Origin of the sequence: Halomonas ventosae, from assembly GCF_004363555.1 — a bacterium.
Classification (GTDB): Bacteria; Pseudomonadota; Gammaproteobacteria; order Pseudomonadales; family Halomonadaceae; genus Halomonas; species Halomonas ventosae.
In genome coordinates, this window is sequence record NZ_SNZJ01000015.1 from 58,521 (window position 1) to 83,855 (window position 25,335).

At 69.1% G+C, this 25,335-nt stretch carries 28 protein-coding genes; 9 read left to right on the forward strand and 19 right to left on the reverse strand.

The genetic code is table 11. The features are described 5' to 3' along the window. Window positions 1-51 precede the first annotated feature (51 nt). From glnK to DFP85_RS13010, 3 genes are all read right to left on the reverse strand, one after another. A complete protein-coding gene (gene glnK / locus DFP85_RS13000) occupies window positions 52-390 on the reverse strand; it encodes a P-II family nitrogen regulator (protein WP_106231080.1) in 339 nt (112 codons plus the stop codon). Window positions 391-542: 152 nt separating this feature from the next. After that, a complete protein-coding gene (locus tag DFP85_RS13005; protein ID WP_133636725.1) occupies window positions 543-1,793 on the reverse strand; it encodes an ammonium transporter in 1,251 nt (416 codons plus the stop codon). Between the two features lie 40 nt (window positions 1,794-1,833). Continuing rightward, the gene (locus DFP85_RS13010; protein WP_106231078.1) at window positions 1,834-2,172 is read right to left on the reverse strand and encodes a P-II family nitrogen regulator; all 339 of its coding nucleotides are present in this window, start codon (window positions 2,170-2,172) and stop codon (window positions 1,834-1,836) included. A 291-nt stretch (window positions 2,173-2,463) separates the two neighbouring features. Here DFP85_RS13010 and DFP85_RS13015 point away from each other — a divergent pair, with 291 nt between their 5' ends. Both DFP85_RS13015 and DFP85_RS13020 read left to right on the forward strand, forming a co-directional pair. After that, complete coding sequence (locus DFP85_RS13015) at window positions 2,464-2,805, forward strand: accessory factor UbiK family protein (RefSeq protein ID WP_133636727.1); 342 nt, start codon at window positions 2,464-2,466, stop codon at window positions 2,803-2,805. 74 nt (window positions 2,806-2,879) lie between these two features. Beyond that, window positions 2,880-4,382 carry a YifB family Mg chelatase-like AAA ATPase gene (locus tag DFP85_RS13020; RefSeq protein ID WP_133636729.1) on the forward strand — a complete coding sequence of 501 codons (1,503 nt, stop codon included), beginning with the start codon at window positions 2,880-2,882 and terminating at the stop codon, window positions 4,380-4,382. Window positions 4,383-4,394: 12 nt separating this feature from the next. On the opposite strand, the gene DFP85_RS13025 is transcribed toward DFP85_RS13020, so the two are convergent. Both DFP85_RS13025 and DFP85_RS13030 read right to left on the reverse strand, forming a co-directional pair. Then, the gene (locus DFP85_RS13025; protein WP_133636731.1) at window positions 4,395-4,877 is read right to left on the reverse strand and encodes a hypothetical protein; all 483 of its coding nucleotides are present in this window, start codon (window positions 4,875-4,877) and stop codon (window positions 4,395-4,397) included. Further along, window positions 4,874-5,848 (reverse strand): alpha/beta hydrolase, encoded by a 975-nt coding sequence (locus tag DFP85_RS13030; RefSeq protein WP_133636733.1) that lies wholly within the window; start codon window positions 5,846-5,848, stop codon window positions 4,874-4,876. Before DFP85_RS13030 ends, DFP85_RS13025 begins: the two co-directional genes overlap by 4 nt. 232 nt (window positions 5,849-6,080) lie before the next feature. Between DFP85_RS13030 and DFP85_RS13035 the strand changes: the two genes are divergently transcribed. Further along, window positions 6,081-8,255, forward strand: coding sequence for a malate synthase G (locus DFP85_RS13035; RefSeq protein ID WP_133636735.1), 2,175 nt, complete (start codon window positions 6,081-6,083; stop codon window positions 8,253-8,255). A gap of 188 nt (window positions 8,256-8,443) precedes the next feature. Beyond that, window positions 8,444-8,857, forward strand: coding sequence for a PaaI family thioesterase (locus DFP85_RS13040; RefSeq protein ID WP_040183775.1), 414 nt, complete (start codon window positions 8,444-8,446; stop codon window positions 8,855-8,857). On the opposite strand, the gene DFP85_RS13045 is transcribed toward DFP85_RS13040, so the two are convergent. Next, window positions 8,833-9,237, reverse strand: coding sequence for a DUF423 domain-containing protein (locus DFP85_RS13045; RefSeq protein ID WP_133636736.1), 405 nt, complete (start codon window positions 9,235-9,237; stop codon window positions 8,833-8,835). The genes DFP85_RS13040 and DFP85_RS13045 overlap by 25 nt on opposite strands. A gap of 111 nt (window positions 9,238-9,348) precedes the next feature. Here DFP85_RS13045 and trmB point away from each other — a divergent pair, with 111 nt between their 5' ends. Next, window positions 9,349-10,089, forward strand: a complete 741-nt coding sequence (trmB, locus tag DFP85_RS13050) for a tRNA (guanosine(46)-N7)-methyltransferase TrmB (RefSeq protein WP_133636737.1) — start codon at window positions 9,349-9,351, stop codon at window positions 10,087-10,089. A 288-nt stretch (window positions 10,090-10,377) separates the two neighbouring features. Here trmB and DFP85_RS13055 read toward each other — a convergent pair whose 3' ends face one another. Continuing rightward, window positions 10,378-11,292: an AEC family transporter gene (locus DFP85_RS13055; RefSeq protein ID WP_133636739.1), complete on the reverse strand. Its 915-nt coding sequence runs from the start codon at window positions 11,290-11,292 to the stop codon at window positions 10,378-10,380. Window positions 11,293-11,402: 110 nt separating this feature from the next. On the opposite strand from DFP85_RS13055, the gene DFP85_RS13060 reads away from it, so the two are divergent. Continuing rightward, window positions 11,403-11,912: a hypothetical protein gene (locus DFP85_RS13060; protein WP_133636741.1), complete on the forward strand. Its 510-nt coding sequence runs from the start codon at window positions 11,403-11,405 to the stop codon at window positions 11,910-11,912. 2 nt (window positions 11,913-11,914) lie between these two features. Beyond that, window positions 11,915-12,511: an SCO family protein gene (locus tag DFP85_RS13065; RefSeq protein ID WP_133636743.1), complete on the forward strand. Its 597-nt coding sequence runs from the start codon at window positions 11,915-11,917 to the stop codon at window positions 12,509-12,511. A 12-nt stretch (window positions 12,512-12,523) separates the two neighbouring features. Here DFP85_RS13065 and DFP85_RS13070 read toward each other — a convergent pair whose 3' ends face one another. From DFP85_RS13070 to DFP85_RS13100, 7 genes are all read right to left on the reverse strand, one after another. Further along, window positions 12,524-13,573, reverse strand: a complete 1,050-nt coding sequence (locus tag DFP85_RS13070; RefSeq protein WP_133636745.1) for a prolyl oligopeptidase family serine peptidase — start codon at window positions 13,571-13,573, stop codon at window positions 12,524-12,526. A gap of 10 nt (window positions 13,574-13,583) precedes the next feature. After that, on the reverse strand, window positions 13,584-14,273 hold the full coding sequence (bamJ, locus tag DFP85_RS13075; protein ID WP_133636747.1) for a BamJ family beta-barrel-assembly machinery protein: 690 nt from the start codon (window positions 14,271-14,273) through the stop codon (window positions 13,584-13,586). A gap of 145 nt (window positions 14,274-14,418) precedes the next feature. Further along, window positions 14,419-14,862 carry a universal stress protein gene (locus DFP85_RS13080; protein WP_133636749.1) on the reverse strand — a complete coding sequence of 148 codons (444 nt, stop codon included), beginning with the start codon at window positions 14,860-14,862 and terminating at the stop codon, window positions 14,419-14,421. A gap of 17 nt (window positions 14,863-14,879) precedes the next feature. Further along, window positions 14,880-16,163: a TRAP transporter large permease gene (locus DFP85_RS13085; RefSeq protein WP_133636752.1), complete on the reverse strand. Its 1,284-nt coding sequence runs from the start codon at window positions 16,161-16,163 to the stop codon at window positions 14,880-14,882. Between the two features lie 30 nt (window positions 16,164-16,193). Further along, window positions 16,194-16,772, reverse strand: a complete 579-nt coding sequence (locus DFP85_RS13090; RefSeq protein WP_133636754.1) for a TRAP transporter small permease — start codon at window positions 16,770-16,772, stop codon at window positions 16,194-16,196. A 225-nt stretch (window positions 16,773-16,997) separates the two neighbouring features. Then, complete coding sequence (locus tag DFP85_RS13095; RefSeq protein WP_133636756.1) at window positions 16,998-18,020, reverse strand: TRAP transporter substrate-binding protein; 1,023 nt, start codon at window positions 18,018-18,020, stop codon at window positions 16,998-17,000. 104 nt (window positions 18,021-18,124) lie between these two features. Beyond that, window positions 18,125-18,640, reverse strand: a complete 516-nt coding sequence (locus tag DFP85_RS13100) for a TIGR02444 family protein (protein WP_133636758.1) — start codon at window positions 18,638-18,640, stop codon at window positions 18,125-18,127. A 56-nt stretch (window positions 18,641-18,696) separates the two neighbouring features. Between DFP85_RS13100 and DFP85_RS13105 the strand changes: the two genes are divergently transcribed. Further along, complete coding sequence (locus tag DFP85_RS13105; RefSeq protein ID WP_133636760.1) at window positions 18,697-20,640, forward strand: ATP-binding cassette domain-containing protein; 1,944 nt, start codon at window positions 18,697-18,699, stop codon at window positions 20,638-20,640. Here the strand turns inward: DFP85_RS13105 and dtd are convergent. The 4 genes from dtd to thiD all read right to left on the reverse strand — a co-directional run bounded on the left by dtd (window position 20,637) and on the right by thiD (window position 23,517). Continuing rightward, window positions 20,637-21,074 carry a D-aminoacyl-tRNA deacylase gene (gene dtd, locus DFP85_RS13110; RefSeq protein WP_133636763.1) on the reverse strand — a complete coding sequence of 146 codons (438 nt, stop codon included), beginning with the start codon at window positions 21,072-21,074 and terminating at the stop codon, window positions 20,637-20,639. The genes DFP85_RS13105 and dtd overlap by 4 nt on opposite strands. A gap of 56 nt (window positions 21,075-21,130) precedes the next feature. Further along, window positions 21,131-21,694: a chalcone isomerase family protein gene (locus DFP85_RS13115; protein WP_133636765.1), complete on the reverse strand. Its 564-nt coding sequence runs from the start codon at window positions 21,692-21,694 to the stop codon at window positions 21,131-21,133. 81 nt (window positions 21,695-21,775) lie between these two features. Then, window positions 21,776-22,621, reverse strand: a complete 846-nt coding sequence (locus DFP85_RS13120) for a universal stress protein (RefSeq protein ID WP_133636767.1) — start codon at window positions 22,619-22,621, stop codon at window positions 21,776-21,778. Between the two features lie 83 nt (window positions 22,622-22,704). Next, window positions 22,705-23,517: a bifunctional hydroxymethylpyrimidine kinase/phosphomethylpyrimidine kinase gene (gene thiD / locus DFP85_RS13125; protein WP_133636769.1), complete on the reverse strand. Its 813-nt coding sequence runs from the start codon at window positions 23,515-23,517 to the stop codon at window positions 22,705-22,707. 63 nt (window positions 23,518-23,580) lie between these two features. On the opposite strand from thiD, the gene DFP85_RS13130 reads away from it, so the two are divergent. Further along, window positions 23,581-24,012 carry a YqaA family protein gene (locus tag DFP85_RS13130; RefSeq protein WP_133636771.1) on the forward strand — a complete coding sequence of 144 codons (432 nt, stop codon included), beginning with the start codon at window positions 23,581-23,583 and terminating at the stop codon, window positions 24,010-24,012. An 83-nt stretch (window positions 24,013-24,095) separates the two neighbouring features. Here DFP85_RS13130 and DFP85_RS13135 read toward each other — a convergent pair whose 3' ends face one another. Beyond that, the gene (locus tag DFP85_RS13135; protein WP_133636773.1) at window positions 24,096-25,202 is read right to left on the reverse strand and encodes a TRAP transporter substrate-binding protein; all 1,107 of its coding nucleotides are present in this window, start codon (window positions 25,200-25,202) and stop codon (window positions 24,096-24,098) included. Between the last annotated feature and the right edge of the window lie 133 nt (window positions 25,203-25,335).

Sequence of the window (25,335 nt, forward strand, 5' to 3'; positions counted from 1 at the left end):
CCGCTTGGCCGCTTGGCCGCTTGGCCGCTTGGCCGCTTGGCCGCTTGGCGCTTAGACAGCATCTTTTCCGGTCTCGCCGGTACGGATGCGGATCACCTGTTCCAGGGCGGTGACGAAGATCTTGCCGTCGCCGATCTTGCCGGTATTCGCGACCTGGGTGATGGCGTCGATCACCTTCTCGGCCATCTCGTCGTCTACGGCCACCTCGAGCTTCACCTTGGGCAGGAAGTCGACCACGTACTCGGCGCCGCGATAGAGCTCGGTGTGGCCCTTCTGGCGCCCGAAGCCCTTGACCTCGGTGACGGTGATGCCCTGGACACCGATCTCGGAGAGCGACTCCCGTACGTCGTCGAGCTTGAACGGCTTGATGATGGCGGTCACCAGTTTCATGGTCTTGATCCTCGTCCTGTCCGTTGGTCGGTGGCGCTGGGCCACCCCCTTTTGGGTTCATTGTGCCAGAGCATACACCCGGTGCGGGAGGAATAAAAAAGGCCCCCCGAAGGGGGCCCGGTTGAGCGTGCTCGTGCATTCCGGGGCCAGGCTCACTTCTTCGAGGCGCTGAACTCGGGGTAGGCTTCCAGCCCGCACTCGGTCAGGTCGACGCCTTCGTACTCTTCTTCCTCGGTGACCCGGATGCCCATCACGGCCTTGAGGATCAGCCAGACGACCAGGCTGGCCACGAACACCCAGACGAAGATGCCGAGGATGCCGATGATCTGGGGGCCAAAGCCGGCCTCGGCGTTGGTGAAGGGGACCGCCAGCACGCCCCAGATGCCCACCACGCCGTGGGCGGAGATGGCGCCTACCGGGTCATCGAGCTTGAGCTTGTCGAGCACCACGATGGAGGTGACGACCAGCAGGCCACCCACGGCACCGATCAGCACGGCCCCCAGGGCGCTGGGCGACAGCGGGTCGGCGGTGATGGCCACCAGGCCGGCGATGGCACCGTTCAGGGCCATGGTCAGGTCGGCCTTGCGGAACCACAGCTTGGCCAGGACCAGGGCGGCGATCACGCCCCCGGCGGCGGCCGCGTTGGTGTTGACGAACACCTGGGCCACGTTGTTGGCGGAGGCGACGTCGGACATCTTCAGCTCGGAGCCGCCGTTGAAGCCGAACCAGCCCATCCACAAGATGAAGGTACCCAGGGTGGCCAGCGGCAGGTTGGCGCCGGGAATGGCGTAGATGCTGCCGTCCTTGCCGTACTTGCCCTTGCGCGGACCGAGCACCAGCACGCCGGCCAGGGCCGCGGCGGCACCAGCGAGGTGCACGATGCCGGAACCGGCATAGTCGGAGTAGCCGACCTCGGCCAGCCAGCCGCCACCCCAGGTCCAGTAGCCCGACACCGGGTAGATGAAGCCGGTCATGACCACCGCGAAGGCCAGGAAGGCCCACAGCTTCATGCGCTCGGCCACGGCACCCGAGACGATGGACATGGCGGTGGCCACGAACACCACCTGGAAGAAGAAGTCCGAGCGCATCGAGTAGTAGGGGGCGTCGTCACCGCCGGCCAGTACCGCGTCGACACCGTTCTCGCTGCCGATCAGTGCGCCCAGGCTCGGCAGGACGCCGCCCGCGCCGCTGGAGTACATCAGGTAGTAGCCCACCAGCAGGTACATGGTGCAGGCGATGGCGAACAGGGCGATGTTCTTGGTCAGGATCTCGGCGGTGTTCTTGGAGCGCACCAGGCCCGCCTCGAGCATCGAGAAGCCGGCCGCCATCCACATCACCAGGACGCCGCAGATCAGGAAGTAGAAGGTATCGAGCGCGTAGCTCAGCTCCGGTAATTCGACCATGAGGGTCTCTCCACGTCAGGAATGGGAAGTGGGGCGTCGGTCAGACGGCATCGGCGCCGCGCTCACCGGTGCGGATGCGGATGACGTCCTCCAGCGGCGTGACGAAGACCTTGCCGTCGCCGATCTTGCCGCTGTTGGCCGCGCTGCAGATGGCATCGAGCACCGTCTCCAGCCGCGAGTCGTCCACCGCGACCTCGACCTTCACCTTGGGCAGGAAGTCGACGACGTACTCTGCACCGCGATAGAGCTCGGTGTGGCCCTTCTGGCGCCCGAAGCCCTTGACCTCGGTGACAGTGATGCCCTGGACGCCGTTGTCGGCGAGTGCCTCGCGCACGTCGTCGAGCTTGAACGGCTTGATGATGGCAGTGATCAGCTTCATCCCGGATCTCCCCTGCTGGATGTCGGCGGCGTGATGCCGCGCGATGAGTGGCTGTTCTGCCCAAGCGCAAAGCGTGCCAACTCAGTGAATATGGCTTTGATATCAGCGTGATGAAGTGGATGTCGGGGCAGGTTTCCGGCAGGGGGAGGCGCGGTGTCGCCGCGGCTGCCCTGTTGTGGTGCGCGGCCGTGGTGCGCATGCTCCACAAGGGGGCGGCGGCGAAGAATGCGTCGGACGAGGGCCTTGCGTATCCTGTGGGCAGGCATCCCATCACGATTCAGGAGAGACACCATGGTGAGCCATGATCGCATCAGCCGCCTGGCCCAGCAGATCGGCGACCGCCTGCAGGGCGCCTCCCAGGCCCCGGAGGAGGTACAGAAGGGCATCCAGCAGGTGGTGAAGGGCGCCTTCGATCGCCTGGAGTTGGTCTCGCGGGAGGATTTCGACATCCTGATGGACGTCTTGCAGCGCACCCGGGCGCGGGTCGAGGCGCTGGAGACGCAGGTGGCGGCCCTCGAGGCGGCGCTGGACGACAACGCCTCGCGGGAGGCGACGCCGAGCGAGCCGCCCGCCGCGCTGCCGGAGGCGCCGAGCCCCGAGGAGGATGCCGGCGCCGGCGAGACCGACCGCTGACCCCCCGGCCGGTGCCGGGCGCATCCCGTCGGGCTGGGCTAGCCTGAGGGCAGACGGGCTGCGAGGGATCGCCGATGACGCTGGCAATCATCCACACCCGGGCCGGCCTCGGACTCGAGGCGCCCGAGGTGCTGGTGGAGGTACACCTGGCCAACGGCCTGCCCGGCATGACCCTGGTGGGTCTGCCGGAGGCCGCCGTCAAGGAGAGCCGCGAGCGGGTGCGCAGTGCCCTGGTGAACGCCGGATTCGACTTCCCGTTGCGGCGGATAACCCTCAACCTGGCGCCCGCCGACCTGCCTAAGGAGGGGGGCCGCTTCGACCTGCCCATCGCCCTGGGCCTGCTGGTGGCCTCCGGCCAGGTGCCGCCCGAAGCGCTGGCGGGCGTCGAGTGCGCGGGCGAGCTGGCCCTGGATGGCCGCCTGCGCCCGGTGTCCGGCGTCCTGCCGCTGGCCATGGCGACACACCGCGCCGGCCGGCGCCTGATCGTGCCGCGGGCCAACGCCGACGAGGCGGCCCTGGCCGGCGACCTCGAGGTACTGCCGGCGGATCACCTGCTGGAGGTGGTGGCCCACCTGCTGGGCCAGTCGCCCATCTCGCCCCACCGCGCCCCGACAGCCGTCCTGGCCCCCGAGGCGGGCCCTGACCTGGCGGAGGTGCGTGGCCAGCACCAGGCCCGTCGCGCCCTGGAAGTGGCCGCCGCCGGCGGGCATAACCTGCTGTTCGCCGGCCCGCCCGGGACCGGCAAGACCATGCTGGCCAGCCGCCTGCCGGGCATCCTGCCGCCGCTCTCCGAGGAGGAGGCTCTCGAGGTGGCGGCCATCCGCTCGGTCAGCGGGCTTTCGCATGCGGAGGAGTGGGGCGTGCGCCCCTTCCGTGCCCCGCACCATACCGCCAGTGCCGTGGCCCTGGTGGGTGGCGGCTCCCGGCCGCGGCCCGGCGAGATCTCCCTGGCCCACCGCGGGGTGCTGTTCCTCGACGAGCTGCCGGAGTTCTCGCGACACGTGCTGGAGGTGATGCGCGAGCCCATGGAGTCGGGGCAGATCCATATCGCCCGGGCCAGCCACGAGCGGCGCTACCCTGCGGGGTTCCAGCTGGTGGCGGCCATGAATCCCTGCCCCTGCGGCCACCTGGGCGACCCGCGCCAGGCCTGCCATTGCACGGCGGCCCAGATCCAGCGCTACCAGGCGCGCCTCTCGGGACCATTGCTCGACCGCATCGACCTGCAGGTGGAGGTGCCGGCGCTGGCGCCGGAGCAACTCACTTCCCGCGAACCGGGGGAGTCCTCGGCGGTGGTGCGCGAGCGGGTGCTGGCGGCGCGCGCGAGGCAGGCGGCCCGGGGCGCGCTGAACGCGCGGCTGGCCGGGCGGGCCCTGGAGGAGGCTTGCGCCCTGCAGGCGGCGGATCGTGCCTGGCTGGCCAGCGTGCTGGAGCGTCTCAAGCTCTCGGCCCGGGCCTACCACCGGGTCCTGCGGGTGGCCCTGACCCTCGCCGACCTGGCCGGTGAGGCGCGTCCCGGGCGTGACCAGCTGATCGAGGCGATCGGCTACCGGCAGCTCGATCGCCTGCTCAAGGGCTGAGGACCTGACCGCTCAGAGGGCGGTGGCGTCCAGGGCCCCGCTGATCTCGCTGCGCCACTCCGGCTCGCCGTTCCCTGCGCGCCGCAGCTCCAGGCTCAGGCGATAGGGCAGCAGCTCGCGGTCCGAGAGCTGCAGCCGCGGGCCGTCGGCCTCGAGTCGGCTGTCCAGGCGCCACTGGTTGTCGCCGCCCCCCTCGGCCATGGCGTCCCGCCATTCCAGTACCTGGGGGCCGTCGCTGACCGCCAGCAGGGCGCGGGTCAGGCTCTCGAGCACGCGCTCGTCGCCGAGCCCCAGGCGCGGGTCGACCTCCGGCCTGGCCAGCAGCAGGACCTGATCGACCGCCGGGCTGGGCAGGGGCGGCGTCGCCGTGAGCCGCTCGGCGGCGCGCTCGCCCAGCCCGAACAGCGCCTGGCGCAGCGTGGTCGGCTGCTCCGGCGCAGCGGCACAGCCGGCGAGCAGCAGGGTCGCCAGCAGCAGTGGCAGGTGGGGCTTCATGGTGAGGTCGCCTCCCGGGGCGGGGTATCGGCCGGTTCCAGTCCGGCAATGAAGCGGTCGAGGACGGTGAACAGCTCGCGGCGAATCGGCTCGGCCTCGTTGACCAGGTGGTGACGGGCCTCGGGGTGGCGATGGATCTCGGCGGCGGGGAACTTGCGCGCCAGCACCTCGAGGTTCCACTCCCAGTCCACGGTCAGGTCCTGCTCGCCCTGCAGGATCAGGGTGGGAACCGGGCTCGGCGGCAGTGCCAGCAGCTGCGGCATCCAGCGTCGCATGGCCCCCACCCAGTCCATCGCCAGGCGGTCGGCCTGGAGGGGGTCACCCTCGCGCAGGAAGTCGGCGAAGTCGGCATCCGTGGAGTTGGCGCGGAACTTGCGCGGGATCGACTCGACGAAGGGGCCCACCAGGCGGTGCAGCCAGCTCGACTGATTCCAGCCCCAGGGGCGCACCAGTGGGGCCAGCAATGCCAGGCCCGACCAGGCGCCGTCGTCGCCGCGGGTCAGGGCGTCGGTGGCGAGAATCGCCGCCCCGGTACTCTGGCCTACGCCCAGCCAGGGCCGCGGGGCCAGCCCCTCCTCCTCGAGATGTTGCTGCAGGTGGTGCAGGCAGCTGCCATAGTCACTGAAGTCGTCGATGGAGGCGCGGCGGCCGCTGGAGAGTCCGTGGCCGGGCAGGTCCCATAGCACGACCCGCCAGCCCCGCGCGAGCAGGCACTCCAGCAGGTGGCGGTAGAGGCCGAGGTGGTCGAAGTAGCCGTGGACCACGAAGGCCGTGCCGATGGGCGCCGCGGGACTCCAGACCTGGGTCCAGAGGCGGAAGTCTCCGGCCTCCAGGTACCCCACGTAGAGGCCCACGTGTTCGGCCAGCAGGGGAGCCAGGCCGTAGTGGCCCAGGTAGCGCTCGAGGTCCTGGCCGGACAGGTCTGCCGGGGCCAGGGGCCCCAGGGCCTGCAGGGGGGTGAAATCGCTCATCGGTTCCTCCGCAATGCCCGTTCATGCTAGCGCCAAGCCGCCGGCCCGGCCAGCAATGCCTCGGTGGCCGGCCCCGGCCTCATCATTTGGTCTAGCGACGGGCAGCAGACGCCCGCAACGGGTTTACATGTGGAAGTATTTTCCACAAAATTGGTGATACGCAGTCACCATTCCCTGTCCGGCCGGTCGGTGCCAGGGGGCACCGAGCAGCCAAGCATGAGGAGCACGACCCATGACCCAACGCATCACTCGCCATCGCCTTCAGGTGGCCGCCGAGCTGGACCGTTTCATCAACGAACAGGCCCTGCCGGGCACCGGTGTCGACCCCGAGGCCTTCTGGGCCGGCGTCGACGCCCTCTTCCATGATCTGACCCCGCAGAACCGCGAACTGCTCGCCGAGCGCGATCGCCTGCAGGAGCAGCTCGATGCCTGGCATCGCGAGCACCCCGGCCCGATCCGCGACATGGCCGCCTACCGTGCCTTCCTCGAGGAGATCGGCTACCTGGTCGAGGCACCGGCCAGCGTCAGCGTGACCACCGCCAACGTCGATCGCGAGATCGCCGTCCAGGCCGGCCCGCAGCTGGTGGTGCCGGTCAACAACCCGCGCTATGCGCTGAACGCTGGCAACGCCCGCTGGGGCAGCCTCTACGACGCCCTCTACGGCACCGACGCCATCTCCGAGGAGGGCGGGGCCGAGAAGGGCACGAGCTTCAACCCCAAGCGCGGCGAGAAGGTCATCGGCTATGCCCGCGGCGTGCTCGATCGCGCCGCCCCGCTGGCCACCGGCTCCCACCATGATGCCGTCAAGTACGCGCTGCGTGATGGTCACCTGGTGGTCTCGCTGGACGGCGGTCGCGAGACCGGCCTCAAGGACCCGGGCAAGCTGGTGGGCTTCAACGGCCCGGCCGAGAGCCCGGAGTCCGTGCTGCTCGTCAACCACGGCCTGCACCTGGAGATCCAGATCGACCCGAGCCACCCGATCGGCAAGACTGACCCGGCCGGCGTCAAGGACGTGGTGGTCGAGGCGGCGCTGACCACCATCATGGACTGCGAGGACTCCGTGGCCGCGGTGGATGCCGAGGACAAGGTCGGGGTCTATGCCAGCTGGCTGGGCCTGATGAAGGGCGACCTGGAGGAGCAGGTCGAGAAGGGCGGCAAGACCATCACCCGCCGCCTCAATGCCGACCGCACCTGGCAGAATACCGACGGCGGCAGCGTGACCCTGCCGGGCCGCTCGCTGATGTTCGTGCGCAACGTGGGCCACCTGATGACCACCCCGGCGGTGCTGGATGCCGAAGGCAACGAGCTGCCCGAGGGCATCCTCGACGGCATCGTCACCGGCCTGGTCGCCCTGCACGACCTCAAGAAGGGCGAGGGCGAGCCGCGCAACTCGCGCACCGGCTCCATGTACATCGTCAAGCCGAAGATGCACGGCCCCAAGGAGGTCGCCTTCTCCAATGCGCTGTTCGGGCGCATCGAGGACATCCTCGGCATGGCCCGCGATACCCTGAAGATGGGCATCATGGACGAGGAGCGTCGCACCTCGGTCAACCTCAAGGCCTGCATCGCGGAGGCGAGCTCCAGGGTGGTGTTCATCAACACCGGCTTCCTCGACCGCACCGGCGACGAGATGCACACCGCCATGGAAGCGGGCCCGATGATCCGCAAGGGCGACATGAAGGGCTCTGCCTGGATCCAGGCCTACGAGAAGAACAACGTCCAGGTTGGCCTGGCCTGCGGCCTGCGCGGCCGCGCCCAGATCGGCAAGGGCATGTGGGCCATGCCGGACCTGATGGCCGCCATGCTCGAGCAGAAGATCGGCCATCCCAAGGCCGGCGCCAACACCGCCTGGGTGCCGTCGCCCACCGCCGCCACCCTGCACGCCCTGCACTACCACCAGGTGGACGTGGCGGCCCTGCAGCGCGAGATGGAAGGCCAGGGCGATGTGGACTTCCTGAATGACCTGCTCACCGTGCCGGTGGCCGAGTCGCCGCAGTGGAGCGACGAGGAGCTCCAGCAGGAGCTGGACAACAACTGCCAGGGCATCCTCGGCTATGTGGTGCGCTGGGTCGAGCACGGCGTGGGTTGCTCCAAGGTGCCGGACATCCATGACGTGGGGCTGATGGAGGACCGCGCCACCCTGCGGATCTCCAGCCAGCACATCGCCAACTGGCTGCATCATGGCGTGGTCGATGCCGCCCGGGTCCGCGAGACCCTGGAGCGCATGGCCAAGGTGGTCGACCAGCAGAACGCCGGCGACCCGGAGTACACGCCGATGAGTGCCGACTTCGCCGTCTCGACCGCCTTCCAGGCCGCCAGCGACCTGATCTTCAAGGGCCGCGAGCAGCCCGCCGGCTACACCGAGCCGCTGCTGCACCACTGGCGCGCCGTGCACAAGGCCAAGTAAGGCCATCGTCGGAGGGGGCCGGCCTGAGCCGGGCCTCAGACAGCACGCCCCCGCGGCATCGGCCGCGGGGGCGTTTTCATGAGGGGGCCGTCGTTGAAGCGCTCGACGTTCGGCGACTGTCGGCCAGGGGCCGGCTCGGCTATCGTGGGGCCTGCCTCGCCATCACCACCACCGCAAGGAGCCTGCCGATGACCGTCATGACCGCCGCCGCCATCGAGGACTTTCTCGACGAGATCTTCCCCCAGCGGACGGGGACCATCGAGGGCGTCGACGAGATGCGCGCGACCATGAGCCTGGCCATCGAGGACGAGCACCTGCGGCCCGGGGCCAGCGTCTCCGGCCCCACCCTGATGGGGCTGGCCGACGTCTGCCTCTACGTGGCGATACTGGCCCAGATCGGCCCCGAGCCCATGGCCGTGACCAGCGACCTGCATTGCCGCTTCCTGCGCCGGCCCCGGGGCGATCGCGATATCATCGCCAATGCCCGGATCCTCAAGCTGGGGCGCCGCCTGGCGGTGGGCGAGGTGCAGCTCTTCTCCGACGGCGACGAGCGGCCGGTGGCCCTGGTCACCGCCACCTATGCGCTGCCGGACGGCGACTGACCCGGAGGCCGGGCGCGCAGCACCGCCACCGCCAGGGCCAGCCAGCCGCCGATCAACAGCACCCCGCCGATGGGCGTGATCATTCCCAGGCTGGTCGCGCCGGTGAGCGCTATGGCGTAGAGCGAGCCCGAGAAGAGCGCCATGCCGGCCGCCCAGAGCCCCATGGCCAGCCGCTGGCCGGCGAGCGATGTTCCGGCGCGCCAGACCAGCACCGCCAGCAGCGCCAGGGTATGCCACGCCTGGTAGCGCACCCCGGTCTCGAAGGCCGCCGCCAGCCGCGGGGCCAGCTGCCCCTCCAGCGCATGGGCGCCGAAGGCGCCGGCCATCACCACCAGGGCGCCGGAGAGCGCCGCGACCAGCCACCATCCCCTGTCCTGCATATCGATCTCCTTCTGTCTGCGGGAATCGGTCGCCACCGTACCCCGGGCGGGTCTTAGCCGCTACAATACGCGCCCCCGGTTGATTCACGCCAAGAAGAGTTGCCCTGCGCCATGACCGACCCGCGACACGACGACAAGACCACCGGCCCCGAGGGCCCGGACGCTCCGCTGCACCGCCGCGGCATCAAGAGCTATGTGCTGCGTGCCGGCCGCATGACCCAGGCCCAGACCCGGGGGCTCGAGGAGGTCTGGCCGCGACTGGGGTTGACGCTGGCCGATGGCCGCCAGGACCTCGACGCCCTGTTCGGGCGTGAGGCGCCCCGGGTGCTGGAGGTGGGCTTCGGCATGGGGGCCTCCCTGGTCGAGCAGGCCGAGCGCCATCCGGATACCGACTTCATCGGCATCGAGGTGCATGCGCCCGGCGTCGGCAAGCTGCTCGACGAGGCCGACAAGCGCGGCCTGACCAACCTGCGCGTCTACCGTGAGGACGCCCTGGCGGTGCTCGAGCAGTGCCTGCCCGAGGCAAGCCTCGACACCCTGCAGCTGTTCTTCCCCGATCCCTGGCCGAAGAAGAAGCACCACAAGCGGCGAATCGTGCAGCCGGCCTTCGTCGAACTGGTGCGCACCCGCCTCAAGCCCGGTGGCACCCTGCACATGGCCACCGACTGGGAGGCCTATGCCGAGTGGATGGCCGAGGTGATGGACGCCGCTCCGGGCTTTGCCAACACCGCCGGCCCCGAGACGGCCCCCTATGTGCCGCGCCCCGAGTTTCGCCCGTTGACCAAGTTCGAGGCGCGCGGGGAGAAGCTGGGGCACGGCGTCTGGGACCTGATCTTCAAACGGGTCGACTGACACCCGCCAGGGCCTGTCCCTGTCCGCGCCCCCGGCATCCCACAGGTGCCGGGGGCGCCGTCGTACGGGGGAAAGGGTCGTTGTCCGGGTAATGCGATGAAGCAAAAGAAAGCCGCCCCGGGCGGGGCGGCAAAGGGACCGTGACTAGCAATGAGAGGGAGAAACCGGGGCAGGAAACTGGCGGGTCCCTGCCCGGCGTGGCGCCTCATCAACGCCACGATCCAAGCGTAACCATTCCTGTTTGCGCTGTCAATGCAAATGCGAACGCTTTTCGTTATCGGCATGCCCTCAACTGGCGAGACGCAGCCAGAGCGGCAGGGTCACCATGGCCAGCAGCGTCTGGCCGGTGATCAGGGCCGCCATCAGCTCGGCGTCGCCGCCCAGCTGGCGAGCCAGGATATAGGCCGAGGTGGCGGTGGGCAGGGCGGCGAAGAGCAGCGCCACGTCGCGGGTCACCGGGTCCAGGCCCAGCAGCAGGGCCAGGGCGAGCACCAGGGCTGGCATCAGGCCCAGCTTGACCAGGTTGGCGGCCCAGACCCCGCGGTCCAGCCTCAGCAGGGCGGCGGGACGCAGCGCCACGCCCACGGCCACCAGGCCCAGCGGCAGGGCGGCACGCCCCAGCAGCTCCAGGCCGGGCTGGCTCCAGCCGGGCAGCCCGATGCCGCTGAGGTTGAGGACGATGCCGGCCACGCAGGCCAGGATCAGCGGGTTGCGGGTCAGGGCGGCGAGGCTCTTGCCCAGGCTCGCCGAGCCCAGGGTGCCGGCCGCGATGAAGCTCGCCACGCAGAGCACGTTGACGACGGGCACCATCAGCGCCACCGCGACCGCGGCCGCCGTGGCCCCGGCGCCGCCATGCAGGGCGGCGGCCCCGGCTACGCCGACATAGGTGTTGAAGCGCAGCGAGCCCTGGAAGGCCGAGGTGAAGGCGGGCGCGTCGAGTCGCAGCCGAGCCCGAAGCCCCCACAGCAGCAGGCCGAACAGGCCCATGGCGCCGAGCAGGGCAAGGGCCAGGCGGGCCACCGGCACCTGGGCGACGTCCGCGGTGGCCAGGGTCGAGACCAGCATGGCGGGAAACAGCAGGAAGTAGATCAGCCGTTCCATGCGGGGCCAGAAGTCGCCGCCCGGCTGACGCCACCAGCCGAGCCCGGCGCCCAGCAGGATCAGCAGGAACAGCGGCCCCAGTGCATTGCCCACGCCTTCCATGACACCTCCCTCACGATGCTCCCCCTGCGACATCCTTGCGCACTTCGCCGCAGGCAAATGCTGATAAGCTTACCTCCATCCTGCCACCGATGGAGGCCCCGTTCTCCGCCATGCCACAGCGCATCCTGTCGTCGACCGGCGCGGCCCGCCCCCCGCTGCTGCGCCTGCTGATCATCCTCACCCTGCTGACCCTCGCCGTGGCGCTCTGGTACCTGACCCGCTACAGCCTGCGCGACGAGGCCGGCGTGCAGTGGTCTCCGCCGGTGGAGGCCCCTTGCGACCTGCATGTGGCCCCCTGCACGGCGCGCCTGGGGCAGGGCATCACGCTGCGCCTGGCGGTCGAGTCCGAGGGTCCCATCCGGGCCCTGGAGCGTCTGCCGCTGGAGGTGCGCCTGTCGGGTATCGACGCCGAGTCCGCCCGCGTCGACTTCGTCGGCCGCGACATGGACATGGGGCTGCACCGCTTTCCCCTCGAGTCCGTGGGTGGCGGCGTCTTCCGCGGGGAGGGGCAGGTGGCGATCTGCACCGAGGCGGTCATGCCCTGGCGCGCGAAGGTGGTGGTGGACACCCCGCAGGGGCGTCTGGGAAGCTGGTTCGACTTTGACGTGGCGAGGCGGTGACCATGAAGCGGCGAGGCATCTGGCTGGGACTGGGCGCGATACTGGTGGTGGTGGCGGTCGGCCTCGGCCTCTACCAGCAGCAGCTGAGGGATCAGGCGAACGGTGAACCCCAGGGGGGACCAATCGAGCTGCCCTCGACCGAGGGCGAGTTCTCGTTGAGCCAGCTCGACGATGACCAGCTGGCGGTGGTCTTCTTCGGCTACACCTGGTGCCCGGATGTCTGCCCGATGAGCCTTGCCGTGGTGCGTCAGGTGATGGGGCGCCTCGACCCCGAGCAGCGGCGGCGGGTGGTCCCGCTGATGGTCTCGGTGGACCCTGAGCGCGACACCCTGGCACGGCTGGAGGAGTACCTGGCCTTCTTCGGGGAGGAGTTCATCGGCGCCACCGGCAGCCAGGAGGCCCTCGAGGAACTGGCCGGGCGCTATGGCGTGATCTGGCGCAAGGTGGAGACGCCGGACTCTGCCATGGCCTACACCATCGACCACAGCGCCTCGCTGTTCCTGGTCGACCGCGACGGCGAGATTCGCCGCCGGGTGCTGCACTCTCCTACCTCCGGGCCGCTGCAGGCTGCCCTGGAAAAGGCGCTGGCCGAGGGGTGATGCCCGGCCGGCTCAGCTTCCGTCGGGTGCCTGCTGCAGGCGCTCGATCATGGCCATCAACGCGCCCGTCTGGGACCCCTGGCGGCTGTCATGCAGGGGGTCGAGCTGCCAGGTGCTCTCGGCGAAGCCCCACCAGTCCCAGCAGCCCTGGGGATTGGGCAGGCTGGTTTCCGCCTGGGGGTAGAGCACCAGCCGTCGATTGGCAGCGGCCCACTCGTTGAGGCCGCTATGTCGAACAAAGGCCTCGTCGATCTGCTCGACGTCCATGGCACAGCCATGCAGCGCCACGGTCAGCTCACAGCCGCCCTCCTCGCAGTCCGCCGGAATGAACAGATAGCCGGTGTCACCCAGTCCGCGGGCGTCGAAATCCGACTGGTCGAAGCGCACCAGCTCGCCCCGGGGCTCGCCCGGCTCGGGGATCGCCAGGCCGTCGTGCAGCCAGCCCAGCATCTCTCCGGCGATGTCCAGATCGCAGGCCAGCAGGTGGGTACCGCCTCCCGCGCGGCAGTCCGCCAGCGTGTCCACTGGCGTGCCCGGTGGCGCCGCCAGCGGCCAGCCATGGCCGGCCTCCTCGCTCTCCATGAACCTCAGCTGGTCAGCGGGGGAGGCCAGCCAGTCGCGAAACTGCTCGGCAAGCGCATGGCCCAGTGGCGGGACCACGGTCTCGTCCTTGGCCCCATGCCAGATGAAGACCCGCAGCTCGGCCAGGGCCTCGGGGTCGCCGACGAGCTCGCGCCGGCGGTACCCCTGGTAGCGGTCCTTAAGCTCCACCAGGTCCGGCATACCTCGCTGGGTCGTCATGCACTGGCCCAGGGCCAGGCCCAGGGAGCCCCGGGCGCAGGCCCAGGGGCCGGCGCCCGCGACCCCCAGCCCGGCGAAGCGCTCGGGCCAGGCCACCGCCAGCTGGGTGGCCATGTAGCCCCCCGAGGAGACGCCGAGCACGCTGACCTCGTCCCGGTCAGCCCCCAGGCTTGGCAGCGCTGCCGGCGGCTCCTGGGCGGCCAGCGGAGCGGCCAGCCCCAGGCAGAGGCCGGCGACGGCCAGGTGGCGGAGGGCGTTCATCGGGGCCGGATCATTCACCGGCCACATCGAGCAGCTCGACCTTGAAGATCAGCGTCTCGTGGGGGCCGATCGGACCCTGTCCCTGGGCGCCGTAGGCGAGGTCGGAGGGAATCACCACCTCCCAGGTGTCGCCCACGCTCATCAGCTGGAGGGCCTCCTGCCAGCCCTCGATCACCTGGCCGACCTGGAAGCTCACCGGCTCGCCACGCTCGTAGGAGCTGTCGAAGACGGTGCCGTCGATCAGGGTGCCCTCGTAGTGGACCTCGACCGTGTCGTCGGCGCCGGGGGTCGCGCCGTCGCCGGACTCCAGCTCGCGATACTGCAGGCCGGAGTCGGTGACCGTCACCCCGTCCTGTTCGGCGTTCTCTTCCAGGTAGGCCTCGCCCTCGGCGCGGTTGGCCGCGGAGCGCTGTTCGGCCTCGGCCTCGCGGGCGGCCATGGCCTCCTGCTGGAACGTCGTCAGGGCCTCGGCCATCTCCTCGTCGCTCATCTCCAGCTCGCCGCCGTCGAAGACGTCACGGATGGCCTGGGTGAAGGCATCGATGTCCAGGTCCTCGACGTCCTGCTGGATGCTCTGGCCCAGGGTCACGCCGAGGCTGTAGCCCAGCTTCTCGTCGTCGGTCTCAGGGGCGGCGGCCAGTGCCAGGGGAGCGGCGGCCAGCAGGGCCGCCAGGGAAGCGGAGGTCAGCAGTGTCTTCATGAAGGAACCTTGTACATTGGCGCACGGGCGCCTCGGGTGGATATAAGGGAATGTACGGAATCAATGGGACTCTAACAGGGCCGGGCCGGTTCCGCACCCGCATGGCATGCGGGGGAAACCGGCCCGGTGAGGGGGTTCGTGAGGGTCAGACGATCAGGGTCGGGCAGTGGGCCGAGCCGGCCACCCGCTGGGCAACGCTGCCCAGCAGCAGGCTCTTGTCGCCGTTGGTGCCCTGGGAGCCGATCACGATCAGGTCGCACTCGCGCTTGCGGGCGAAGCGCACGATGGTGCGCGACGGCCGCCCACCCTTGACGAAGGCGCGTACCCGCTCGGCCGGCACCCCGAGCTCCACGGCATGGGACTTGGCGTGGACCGCGATCTCGGTGGCGTACTCCTTGAGGGCGTCATCGGGCAGGTCGAGACGGTCGGGGCGCACCATGGAGAGCGAGGCCTCGAGCAGGCTGTGGTGCTTGAAGACGCACAGGATGTAGAGCTCGGCCCCGGTCAGCAGCTGCAAGCCGGCGCCTTTCTCGAGCGCCTTGAGGGCGCCCTTGGAACCATCTACCGGGACCAGTATCCGATTGAACATGGTCGTTACTCCTTGGATCAGCGGAACGCCAGGTCACGCAGGAACAGGGCGATCTGCGGGAACATGATCAGCAGGGCCGCGGCCAGGATCAGCATGAAGACGAAGGGCGGCGTGCCCTTGATCACGTCCCAGTAGGGGCGCTTGAAGATGGCGATGGCGGTGAAGATGTCACACCCGAAGGGTGGCGTCGCCGAGCCGATGGCCACCTGCAGGGTGATCAGGATACCCACCAGCACCGGGTCGAGCCCCGTGGACGCCACGGCCGGGGCGAAGATCGGCGTCAGCACCAGGATCACCACGATGGGGTCGACGAACATGCAGGCCACGAAGAAGGCGATGCAGATGGCGATCAGCACGCCAGTGGGGCCGGCCTCGTTGATGCCCACGGCCTCCAGGATCGCCTGGGGAATCTGGGCGAAGGAGATGATCCAGGAGAAGCCGTTGCCGGCCGCCACCAGGATGAACACCACGGCGGTGATCAGGCCGGTGGACTTGGCGATGGCATAGATATCCGCCAGCTTCAGCGAGCGGAAGACCAGGAACTCCAGGAAGATGGCGTAGAGCACGCAGGCCGCGGCCGCCTCGGTAGGGCTGAACACCCCCCCATAGATGCCACCGACGATGATCACCGGGAAGCCCAGCGGCCACAGTGCCTGGCGTACCGCGATCAAGCGTTCACGCCAGTTCGCCCTGGCCTCGGTGGGCACGTCGCGTATCACGGCATAGGCGATGCAGTAGACGGAGAACATCAGCAGGATCATCAGGCCCGGCCCGATGCCGGCGATGAACAGCTCGGCGATGGAGGTCTCGGAGATGACCCCGTAGATGATCATGCCGATGCTGGGTGGGATCAGGAAGGCGATGTCACTGGCGTTGATGATCAGTGCCAGGGTGAAGGAGTCCGAGTAGCCGGCCTTGAGCATCTTGGGGCGCAGGGGGGAGCCGACGGCCACCACCGTGGCCTGGGTGGAGCCCGAGACCGCACCGAACAGGGTGCAGGAGGCGGCGGTGGAGACCGCCAGGCCACCCTTCATGTGGCCGATGAAGGACATCACCATGGCAATCAGGCGGTCCGCCGACTGGCCCCGCGTCATGATGTCGGCGGCAAGGATGAACATTGGCACCGCGATCAGCGAGGCAGGCCGGATGCCAGCGAACATCTGCTGGATCAGGGTGTCCATCTGCCCCAGCCCGTTGAACATCATGAAAAAACCGATCACCGCGGCAGTCAGCAGCGGGATCATCATGGGAAAGCCCAGCAGCAGCAGGGCGATCATGGTGGTAACCATTATTGTCGTCATCGTGCGTTCCCCCGGGCGTTCTGCCCTGCGTCAGACTTCCGTTTCCGTGTCCTTGTAGCCGTCGAGCACGCCGGTCGACAGGTAGACGTCTTTCGACGTCAGGTTCTTGATCGCGGTGAGCAGGTACTGGATCCCGGTGATCAGGAAACCCAGCGGCGCCCAGACGTAGATGACCCAGATCGGGAAGCCCAGGGCCGGCAGGACGCGTCCGCTGGCCTGCTGCTCCAGGATGTAGATGACCGCGTAGTAGCAGAGGAAGAACATCACCAGCGAGGTGAACAGTGAGATGATGATCATCAGCGCCCGGCGCCCTCCCACCGGCAGGGCGTCATAGATCGCCGACATGCGGATGTGGCGACCGTGGCGGGCGGCATAGCCGATGCCGGCGAAGGTGATCATGATGATCAGGATGCGGTTGATCTCGCCGGAGAAGAAGATGCTGTCGCCGAACACGAAGCGGGCGATGACGTTGGCGATGGTGTTGAAGGCCATTAGCAGCACGCCCATGGCCAGCAATACCGCTTCCAGCTTGCTTAACAGGGTGTCGATGACCCCCAGCGGACCGGGCAGGCCCGAGCGATAGTGCTTTTCGGACTCTTCGTCGCTCATGTCCGTACTCCCCTTCGGCTGCAATGCGGGAAAATCAGGATTCCCTTATGGCCAGCATACGCGTGGATGCCTGGCCCCGTGGCCGCCGACATCAACGCTGGGTGCACGCTGCCATGTCCGGAAGCCCGATGCCCGGAAACCCCGTCTCCGGAAACCTCATGTCCAGAAACAACGGGGGGGTGGCCCGGGCAGGCCACCCCCCTCAAGGTCGAAGCCGGCGGGGGATTACTCCGCGTCTTCGGTGACGGCCTCGAGGTCGGCCTTGAACTGGTTCAGCAGTTCCTCGCCGGTCTCGCCGGTCATGCTGAGGAACTCTTCCTCGACCTGGGGTGCGCGCTCCTTGAAGGCCTGGATCTGTTCGTCGTTCAGGCGAGTCACGGTGCACTCGTCGCAGGCTTCCTGGATCTTGTCGAGGGATTCGCCGGCCAGCCCCTGGATGTGCTCGATGGTGTGATCGTAGGCCGCATTCGACGCCTCACGCACCAGCTCCTTGTCCTCGTCGGAGAGGCCCTCGAAGAAGTCCTGGTTGGCCATCATGGCGGTGGTGAACCAGCCGTGGCTGGTGAAGGTCAGGTGCGGGGAGACCTCGTAGAGGCCGCCGGACTCGATCCAGAAGATCGGGTTCTCCTGACCGTCGATGATGCCGGTCTGCAGGCCGCCATAGACCTCGCCCCAGGGCAGCGGCGTGGGGGTCGCGCCGAAGGCGTTGTAGGTCTCCGCCAGCAGCGGGTTGGTCATGGTGCGGATCTTCTTGTTGTTGAAGTCCTCCGGCGAGGTGATCGGCTCGTCGGCGGTGACCACCATCTCGCCTTCCGGATACATCTTGAGCAGCTCGAGCCCGTGCTCCGCATAGATCTCCGGGAACATCTCGTTGATGGCCTTGCTCTCGTCGAAGAAGGTGAGCACCTGGTCCATGTCGGTGGGCAGCAGGTAGGGGATGAAGAAGATCTGCGCCGACGGGATCAGGGAGCCGGTGAAGCCGGGGGACTGGTTGACGAACTGCAGGATGCCACTGCGGGTCTGCTCCATGATGTCGTCGGATTCGCCGAGCTCACCGAAGCGATAGACCTGGACGCTGTGGTCGGAGTTTTCCTCGACGTAGCGCTTGAACTCCTGGGCGAAGACGTCCTGGACGTCACCTTCGTACTCTTCATGGGCATAGCGCCAGTTGTCGGCGAACGCAGCGGTGGACATGCCGAACATCAGCGCGCCGATACCGGCACCGGTCAACAGCTTGTGTGACTTCATTCTTGTGGTCCCTCTGCAGGTTTGTCCCGTGATGGAGGATGCGGCCATCAGCAGGTTCAGGTGAACGTGACATTCACTCGGCTGATTTCAGGCTAGCGTGGCCGTCATGGGGGGTCAAGCTGGCTTTCCAGGGTTCGAAGGGCGCTAAGATGAGGTTTTTTCTGCACTTGCAGGCGCGTGGCGAGACGTTCTGCCAGGCGGGGAGCAGGGCTCGACAGGACAGTCAGCCGGTCGCTCTCCAGTGCCAGCCGCTCCAGGCACGACAGTGTCTCGCGCTCCGCCTGGAGCTCGGCCTGCTGGAGCGTCCGGCGCAGCGCGGCCACGGACTCGCTCTGCTGGGCCTGTGGCTTCAGGTCCCGGCGCAGCCGGCGAAGGGGGACCGTGACACGGCGCTGCCAGCGGTGGGCCGGCTCGAGGCTCGCATCGCACGCCAGGCCGTGATGATGCAGCCAGCAGTGCCAGAGCAGCTCGCAGACATCGATGCCGGCCTCGTCCTGGAGGATCAGGCAGGCCGCCTCGACGCCGTCGCGCCCGTAGAGGGCGAGGGCGAACTCCCACAGCGGGGTATCGCGCAGCCGAGCCCGCAGAGCGGACGGCAATTGGGTAGAATCGCGAGTCATGACACGGCTGTCGTCCCGGTGGGCGGCAGCCTCACGGACTGCCGAGTGGAGCCTGCATGATCGCACTGCGCCAAGTTTCGCTGCAACGTGGCACCCAGACCCTGCTCGAGGGGGCCGACCTGACCCTGCACGCCGGCCACAAGGCGGGCATCGTCGGGCCCAACGGGGCGGGCAAGTCGAGCCTGTTCAAGCTGCTGCTCGGCGAGCTCTCCCCGGACAGGGGGGAGGTGGAGATGAGCGGTGGCCAGCGCATCGCCCACATGGACCAGGAGGTGGAAGCGCTGGAGCGCTCCATCGTCGACTACGTGGTGGACGGCGACCGCGAACTGCGCCAGACCGAGGCGGCCCTCGAGTCCGCCCGCGACCGGGGCGACGCCCATCGCGAGGCGGAGCTGCATGGCGCCATCGAGGCGCTGGACGGCTACAGCGCCCCGGCCCGGGCGGCACAGCTGCTGGTGGGGCTGGGCTTCGTCCAGGCCGACCTGGAGCGGCCGCTGGCCGCGTTCTCCGGTGGCTGGCGGATGCGCGTCAACCTGGCGCGCACGCTGTTCAAGCCCTCTGACCTGCTGCTGCTGGACGAGCCCACCAACCACCTGGACCTGGATGCCCTGCTGTGGCTCGAGCAGTGGCTCACCCGCTACCCCGGCACCCTGCTGCTGATCTCCCACGACCGTGACTTCCTCGACGCGGTGTGCGACCACATCGTGCACTTCGATCGCCGCAGCCTGGTGCTTTATCGCGGCAACTACTCCACCTTCGAGCGGACCCGCGCCGAGAAGCTGGCCCTGCAGCAGGCCGAGGCCGCCAAGCAGCAGGCACGCCGCGAGGAGATCGAGCGCTTCGTGGCGCGTTTCCGCTACAAGGCGACCAAGGCCCGCGCCGCCCAGAGCCGGCTCAAGACCCTCGAGCGCATGGGAGACATCGCCGTGGCCCATGCCGACTCGCCCTTCCACTTCACGATTCCCGCCGCCGACAAGGTCTCGCATCCGCTGCTGGTGCTCGACGAGGCGCGCCTGGGCTACCGCGACGATGCCGGCCGGGAGACGGTGCAGCTCGACGGCGTCAAGCTGACCCTGCTGCCCGGCCAGCGCATCGGCCTGCTGGGCCCCAACGGGGCCGGCAAGTCGACGCTGATCAAGTCGCTGACCGGCGACCTGCCGCTGCTGTCCGGCCGGCGGGTGACCGGCGAGCACCTGGCGATCGGCTACTTCGCCCAGCACCAGTTGGAGGGGCTGGACCTGGCCGCCACCCCCTTCATGCACGTCCAGCGCCTCTCGCCCACGGCCGCCGACCTGGACATCCGCAAGTTCCTGGGCGGCTTCGGTTTCCACGGCGATGACGTCTTCGCCGAGGTGGGGCGCTTCTCCGGCGGCGAGAAGGCGCGCCTGGCCCTGGCGCTAGTCGCCTGGCAGAAGCCCAACCTGCTGCTGCTCGACGAGCCCACCAACCACCTCGACCTGGAGATGCGTGAGGCGCTCACCGAGGCGTTGGCGAGTTTCGAGGGCACGGTGATCATCGTCTCCCACGACCGCCACCTGCTGCGCGCCACCGTGGACGAGTTCTGGCGGGTGGCCGACCATCGCGTCGAGCCGTTCGACGGCGACCTGGAGGACTACCGGGCCTGGCTCAAGGCGCGCTTGGAGGGCGAGCGCCGCGAGGCCCGGGCCGACAAGGCCGACCGCCAGGCCGAGGCTGACGTGCCCAGGGAGGATCGCAAGACCGCCCGTCGCGCCGCCGCCGAGCTGCGCGAGAGGCTGCGGCCGCTGAAGAAGCAGCGCGACCGCGCCGAGCAGGCCATGGAGAGGGTCCAGGTGGAACTCGCCGCGGTGGAGGAGACACTGGGGGACGCCGAGCTCTATACCGACCCCTCGCGCAAGACGGAGCTCACCGAACGACTCGGGCGCCAGGGCGAGCTCAAGTCCCGTCTGGAAGAGCTGGAGCAGGCCTGGCTGGAGGCCGAGGAAGCGCTGGAGGCCATGGAGGCAGAGCTCGGCGCCTAGCTCTCCAGCAGGAAGGTCACTGGCCCGTCGTTGACCAGCGAGACCTGCATGTCGGCGGCGAACTCGCCGCTGGCGACCCTCGGCCAGGCGTCATGGGCGCGCTCCAGCAGGTAGTGGAAGAGGCGGTCTCCCTCGGCGGGCGGCGCGGCGCTGGAGAAGCTCGGCCTCAGCCCCTTGCGGGTGTCGGCGGCCAGGGTGAACTGGGAGACCAGCAGCAGGCCGCCCTCGGCCTGCTGCAGGTTGCGGTTCATCTTGCCCGCCTCGTCGGGGAAGACCCGATAGTGCAGCAGCCTGTGCAGCAGCCGGTCGGCCGCCGCCTCGTCATCGCCCTTCTCGACGCCCACCAGGGCCAGCAGGCCCGTGCCGATGGCGCCCACTTCGCGATTGTCTACCTCCACGCTGGCGCGCTTCACGCGCTGGATCAGGGCCTTCATCGGGCGGGGTCTCCTTGGCTGCCGTCACGGACCGCCAAGCCTAGCATGGTGCCGCCTCAGCGCCCCAGCAGGTCGTCGCGGAAGTCCTCGCCCAGGGGCTCCTCCCCCAGCCAGATACCGAACAGGGCATTGGCCAGCGCCGGGTCGTCGCCCTCGTAGAGGGTCTCCCCGTTGAGGGCCAGGGTCAGCCGGTCGCCATTCCAGCCCAGCGCGTAGCGGTCGCCGGGGGCGACGTCGCGATAGCGCTCATTGAAGGCCGCCAGCGGCGACGCCAGCTCGGCATAGCGGGCCTCGTCGAGGGCCTGGCGCACGCTCTTCAGCGTCGCCTCGGCGAACTCCTCGGCCTCGATGGCGTGGAAGTACTCGAGCTCGAGGCGGCGAGGCACATCAGACTGCGGGGCCGGGCGCGGGAAGCCTTGGGCCTGGTAGTAGGCCCCGGCATAGGCATCCCAGATCATGTAGCGGAAGAGGCCGTGACCGATCCGCTCGTAGCGGCGCTCCTCGGTCTCCAGGGCGGCCGGGAAGCGAGCGCCCTTGATCTCCACCGTCTCGGCCGTCGCCGTGGTGGCAAGAGCCAGGGTCGCCAGCAGGAGCGCGCTTCGGGTGCAGGGCAGGGACATGGTGAACCTCTCACGACGGGGGGATTGTCCTGTACGGACAATATCTTTTCGTAAAGGTTCTGTATAGCTATCGAGCGTTCCCTACCAGGCGCGGCAGAGCATGATGTCGCAGTGGGGCTCGGAGAGCAGTCGCTCGGTGATCTGGCTGTGGCGGCCCAGCTGCCCGCGGCTGCCCAGGGCGAGCAGGTCCGGCGGCTGGCGGCGCAGGCGGGTCATCAGGACCTCGAGGGGCTCACCCTGCTCCAGCACCAGCTCGAGCTCCGGGACGTCGTCGAGCTCGCTCATCAGCTGCTCGGTCTCGCGTTCGAGCTGGGTACGCAGGCGCTCCACCTCGCGGTCGCGCCAGCGGGCGTAGTCGCTGTCGGAGCCCAGTTCCCGCTCGCCGGGGATGTCCCAGGCATGGAGCAGGGTCAGCCGGGCGCCGGGGAAGCGCTTGAGGGTCTCGCGCAGGGTGTGGCGCGAGGTCAGCGAGAAGTCCACCGGGACCAGGATGTCCTGCCACTCCTGGGTGGCCAGGTGGCTGACCGAGAGCACCGGGCAGGGGGCGCTGCGCAGCACCCGGGCGAGGGTGGTGCCGGCGACCAGGTCGGGCTGGCCGCGCTTGCGATGGGCGCCGAGGATGATCATGTCCGCGTCGCGCTCATGGGCCTCGCGGATGATCTCGGCATAGGGGGCGCCGGCCATGGTCTGGATCAGGCACTGGGGCTCGGGCAGGGCATAGTCTTCGCGGATGTCGACGAGGGTGGCGCGGATGTCCTCCACCACGGCCTCTTCCAGGTCATGCAGGACCCGCCGCGGCAGGTAGGGGTCGAGCACATGGATGACATCGAGCCGGGCACCGCTCTCCACCGCCAGACGTATGGCGCGGGCGAAGGCGGCGCGGTTCTCGGCGGAGAGGTCGCTGGCGAACAGCAGGGTCTGGCTCATGATGGCTCCCTCCCGGGAAGGTTGATCCCCACGGCACAGCCTTCAGCATGGGCGGCAGGGGGGGAGCGCGCAAGCCTGGCGGGCTACCACGCAGCGTGGAAGTGGTGCACCGGCCCGTGGCCCTGGCCCACGTCAAGCCGGTGGCTCTCCTCGAGCGCCCGTGACAGCCACGCCTTGGCGGCGGCCACCGCCTCGCGAGGCGCGTCGCCGAGGGCCAGGCGGGCGGTGATCGCCGAGGAGAGGGTACAGCCGGTGCCGTGCAGGTTGCCGGTGGCGATGCGTGTCCCTTCCAGCCAGTGCAGGGCGTCGCCGTCGATCAGCAGGTCGGGGCAGCCTTCACCTCGCAGATGGCCGCCCTTGAGCAGGACGGCGCCGGCGCCCAGGGCGCGCAGGCCGGGGGCCAGCGCCTCCATGCCGGCGCGGTCCTGCGGTACCGGACAGTCCAGCAGCACGGCGGCCTCCGGCAGGTTGGGGGTGATCAGGTCGGCCAGGGGCACCAGGCACTCGCGCACCGCCGCGATGCCGGCATCGTCGACCAGGATGTCGCCGCTCTTGGCCACCATCACCGGGTCGAGCACGATCCAGCCCGGCCGCCGGAGGGCCAGGGCCTCACGGATCACCTCGGCCACCTCGCGGCTGGCCACCATCCCGATCTTCACGGCGTCGATGGCGATGTCATCGAGCAGCGTCTCGAGCTGGGCGGCGATGAACGCTGCCGGCACCGGGTGAACCCCGGTGACGCCGCGGGTGTTCTGGGCGGTCAGGGCGGTGATCACGCTGGTAGCATAGGTGCCCAGGGCCGAGAGGGTCTTGAGGTCGGCCTGGATGCCGGCACCGCCACTGGGGTCGGAGCCGGCAATGGTCAGGGTGTTGGGTAGGGAGCGGGAGGCGGCCATCGGCGTCACGTCATTGCGATCGAAGGGGGGCACCAGCCTACTGCAGGGAGAGGGGGCGGTGCCATGCTGACCCTGTTCCTGGTGGCGCTGGCCAGCGCCACCCTGCTCCCCGGTGGCTCCGAGGTGTGGCTGGCCCGGCTATGGTGCAGCGGCGAGCCGGCTCTGCTGCTGTGGGCAGTGGCCAGCGCCGGCAATACCCTGGGCAGCCTGGTCAATGTCGGGCTGGGGCGCTACGCGCGGCACTTCCAGGACCGCCGCTGGTTCCCGGTGTCCCGGCAGGGGTTGGCGCGGGCCGAGCGCTGGTACCTGCGCTTCGGGGAGTGGAGCCTGCTGGCCTCCTGGGCGCCGGTGGTCGGCGACCCGCTCACCGTGCTGGCCGGCGTCCTGCGCCTGCCGTGGTGGCGCGCCATCCTGCTGATCACCCTGGCCAAGGCGGCGCGCTATGCCCTGGTGTTGTGGCTCGCCGAGGCCTGGCTGGCGCCGCTGTGCCGCTGATCGCCAGGGCCTCGCTATCCGCCCCCACTCAACGCAAGGGGGCCGCCCGAAGGCGGCCCCCTTGTGCCGGCTAGGCAACGGCCTCAGTTGCCGGTGCTCTCGTCCGGGTTGCGGGCGTTGTAGTAGGCCTGCTCGGAGATGGTGTGGTAGTTGACCACCTTGTCCTGGAAGGCCCGGTAGGAGTCGTGGATCTTCTGGGCCATCTCGCTGTCCTCGGCGAGCTGGGCGACCACGTCGGCGGAGTGCTCCTTGGCCTGGGCGAGGACGTCGTCCGGCAGGCGGCGCAGCTCCACCCCGTGCTCGTTGACCAGGGTCTCCAGGGCGTCGTTGTTGCGGGCGGTGTACTCGTCCAGCACATCGGCATTGATGTCGCGCACCGCGGTGCGCAGGATCGCCTGCAGGTCGGCGGGCAGCGAGGCGTACGCCTCCTCGTTGATGATCGCCTCGAACATCACGGTCGGCTCGTGCCAGCCCGGGTAGTAGTAATAGTCGGCAGCCTGATGCAGGCCGAAGGCCAGGTCGTTATAGGGGCCGATCCACTCGGTGGCGTCGATGGCGCCGGACTGCAGCGAGGTGAAGATCTCGCCGCCGGGCATGTTGACGATGGCCACGCCCATGCGCTCCATGACCTCGCCGCCCAGGCCCGGCATGCGCATCTTCAGGCCGTCCAGGTCGTCGACGGAGTTGATCTCCTTGTTGTACCAGCCGCCCATCTGCACGCCGGAGGCGCCGGCGACCAGCACGTCGACGCCGAAGTCGTCGTAGAGCTCGTTCCACAGCTCGAGGCCGCCGCCGTAGTGCAGCCAGGCGTTCATCTCCTGGGCATTCATGCCGAAGGGCACGGCGGCGAAGAACTGGGCGGCCGGGGCCTTGCCCTTCCAGTAGTAGGAGGCGGAATGGCCGAGCTCCGCGGTGCCCTCGGAAACGGCATCGAACACCTCGAAGCCCGGCACCAGCTGGCCGGCGCCGAAGACCTCGATGGTCAGGCGGCCGTCGGACATCTCCTCGACGATTTCTGCCAGACGCTCTGGCCCCTGGCCGACCCCCGGGAAGTTCTTCGGCCAGGAGGTGACCATCTTCCACTCGAAGGTTTCCTGGGCCTGGGCGGTGTTGTCGACGCTGGAGACCAGCATCAGGCCGGAGACGGCACCGCTCATGGCCACGGCGACGGCGAGTGATCTGAGTTTCATGTGCTTTCCCTCTGGGTATTGTGGGTATTGTCGTGGAAAGCCCTCGCGAGGGCTGGCGTGTGTCCGGCGGCCACCGGGGCCATCCGGGCGGCACCGCGAGCGGTACCGCGAAGCGCTATGTGCCGAGGCGCCT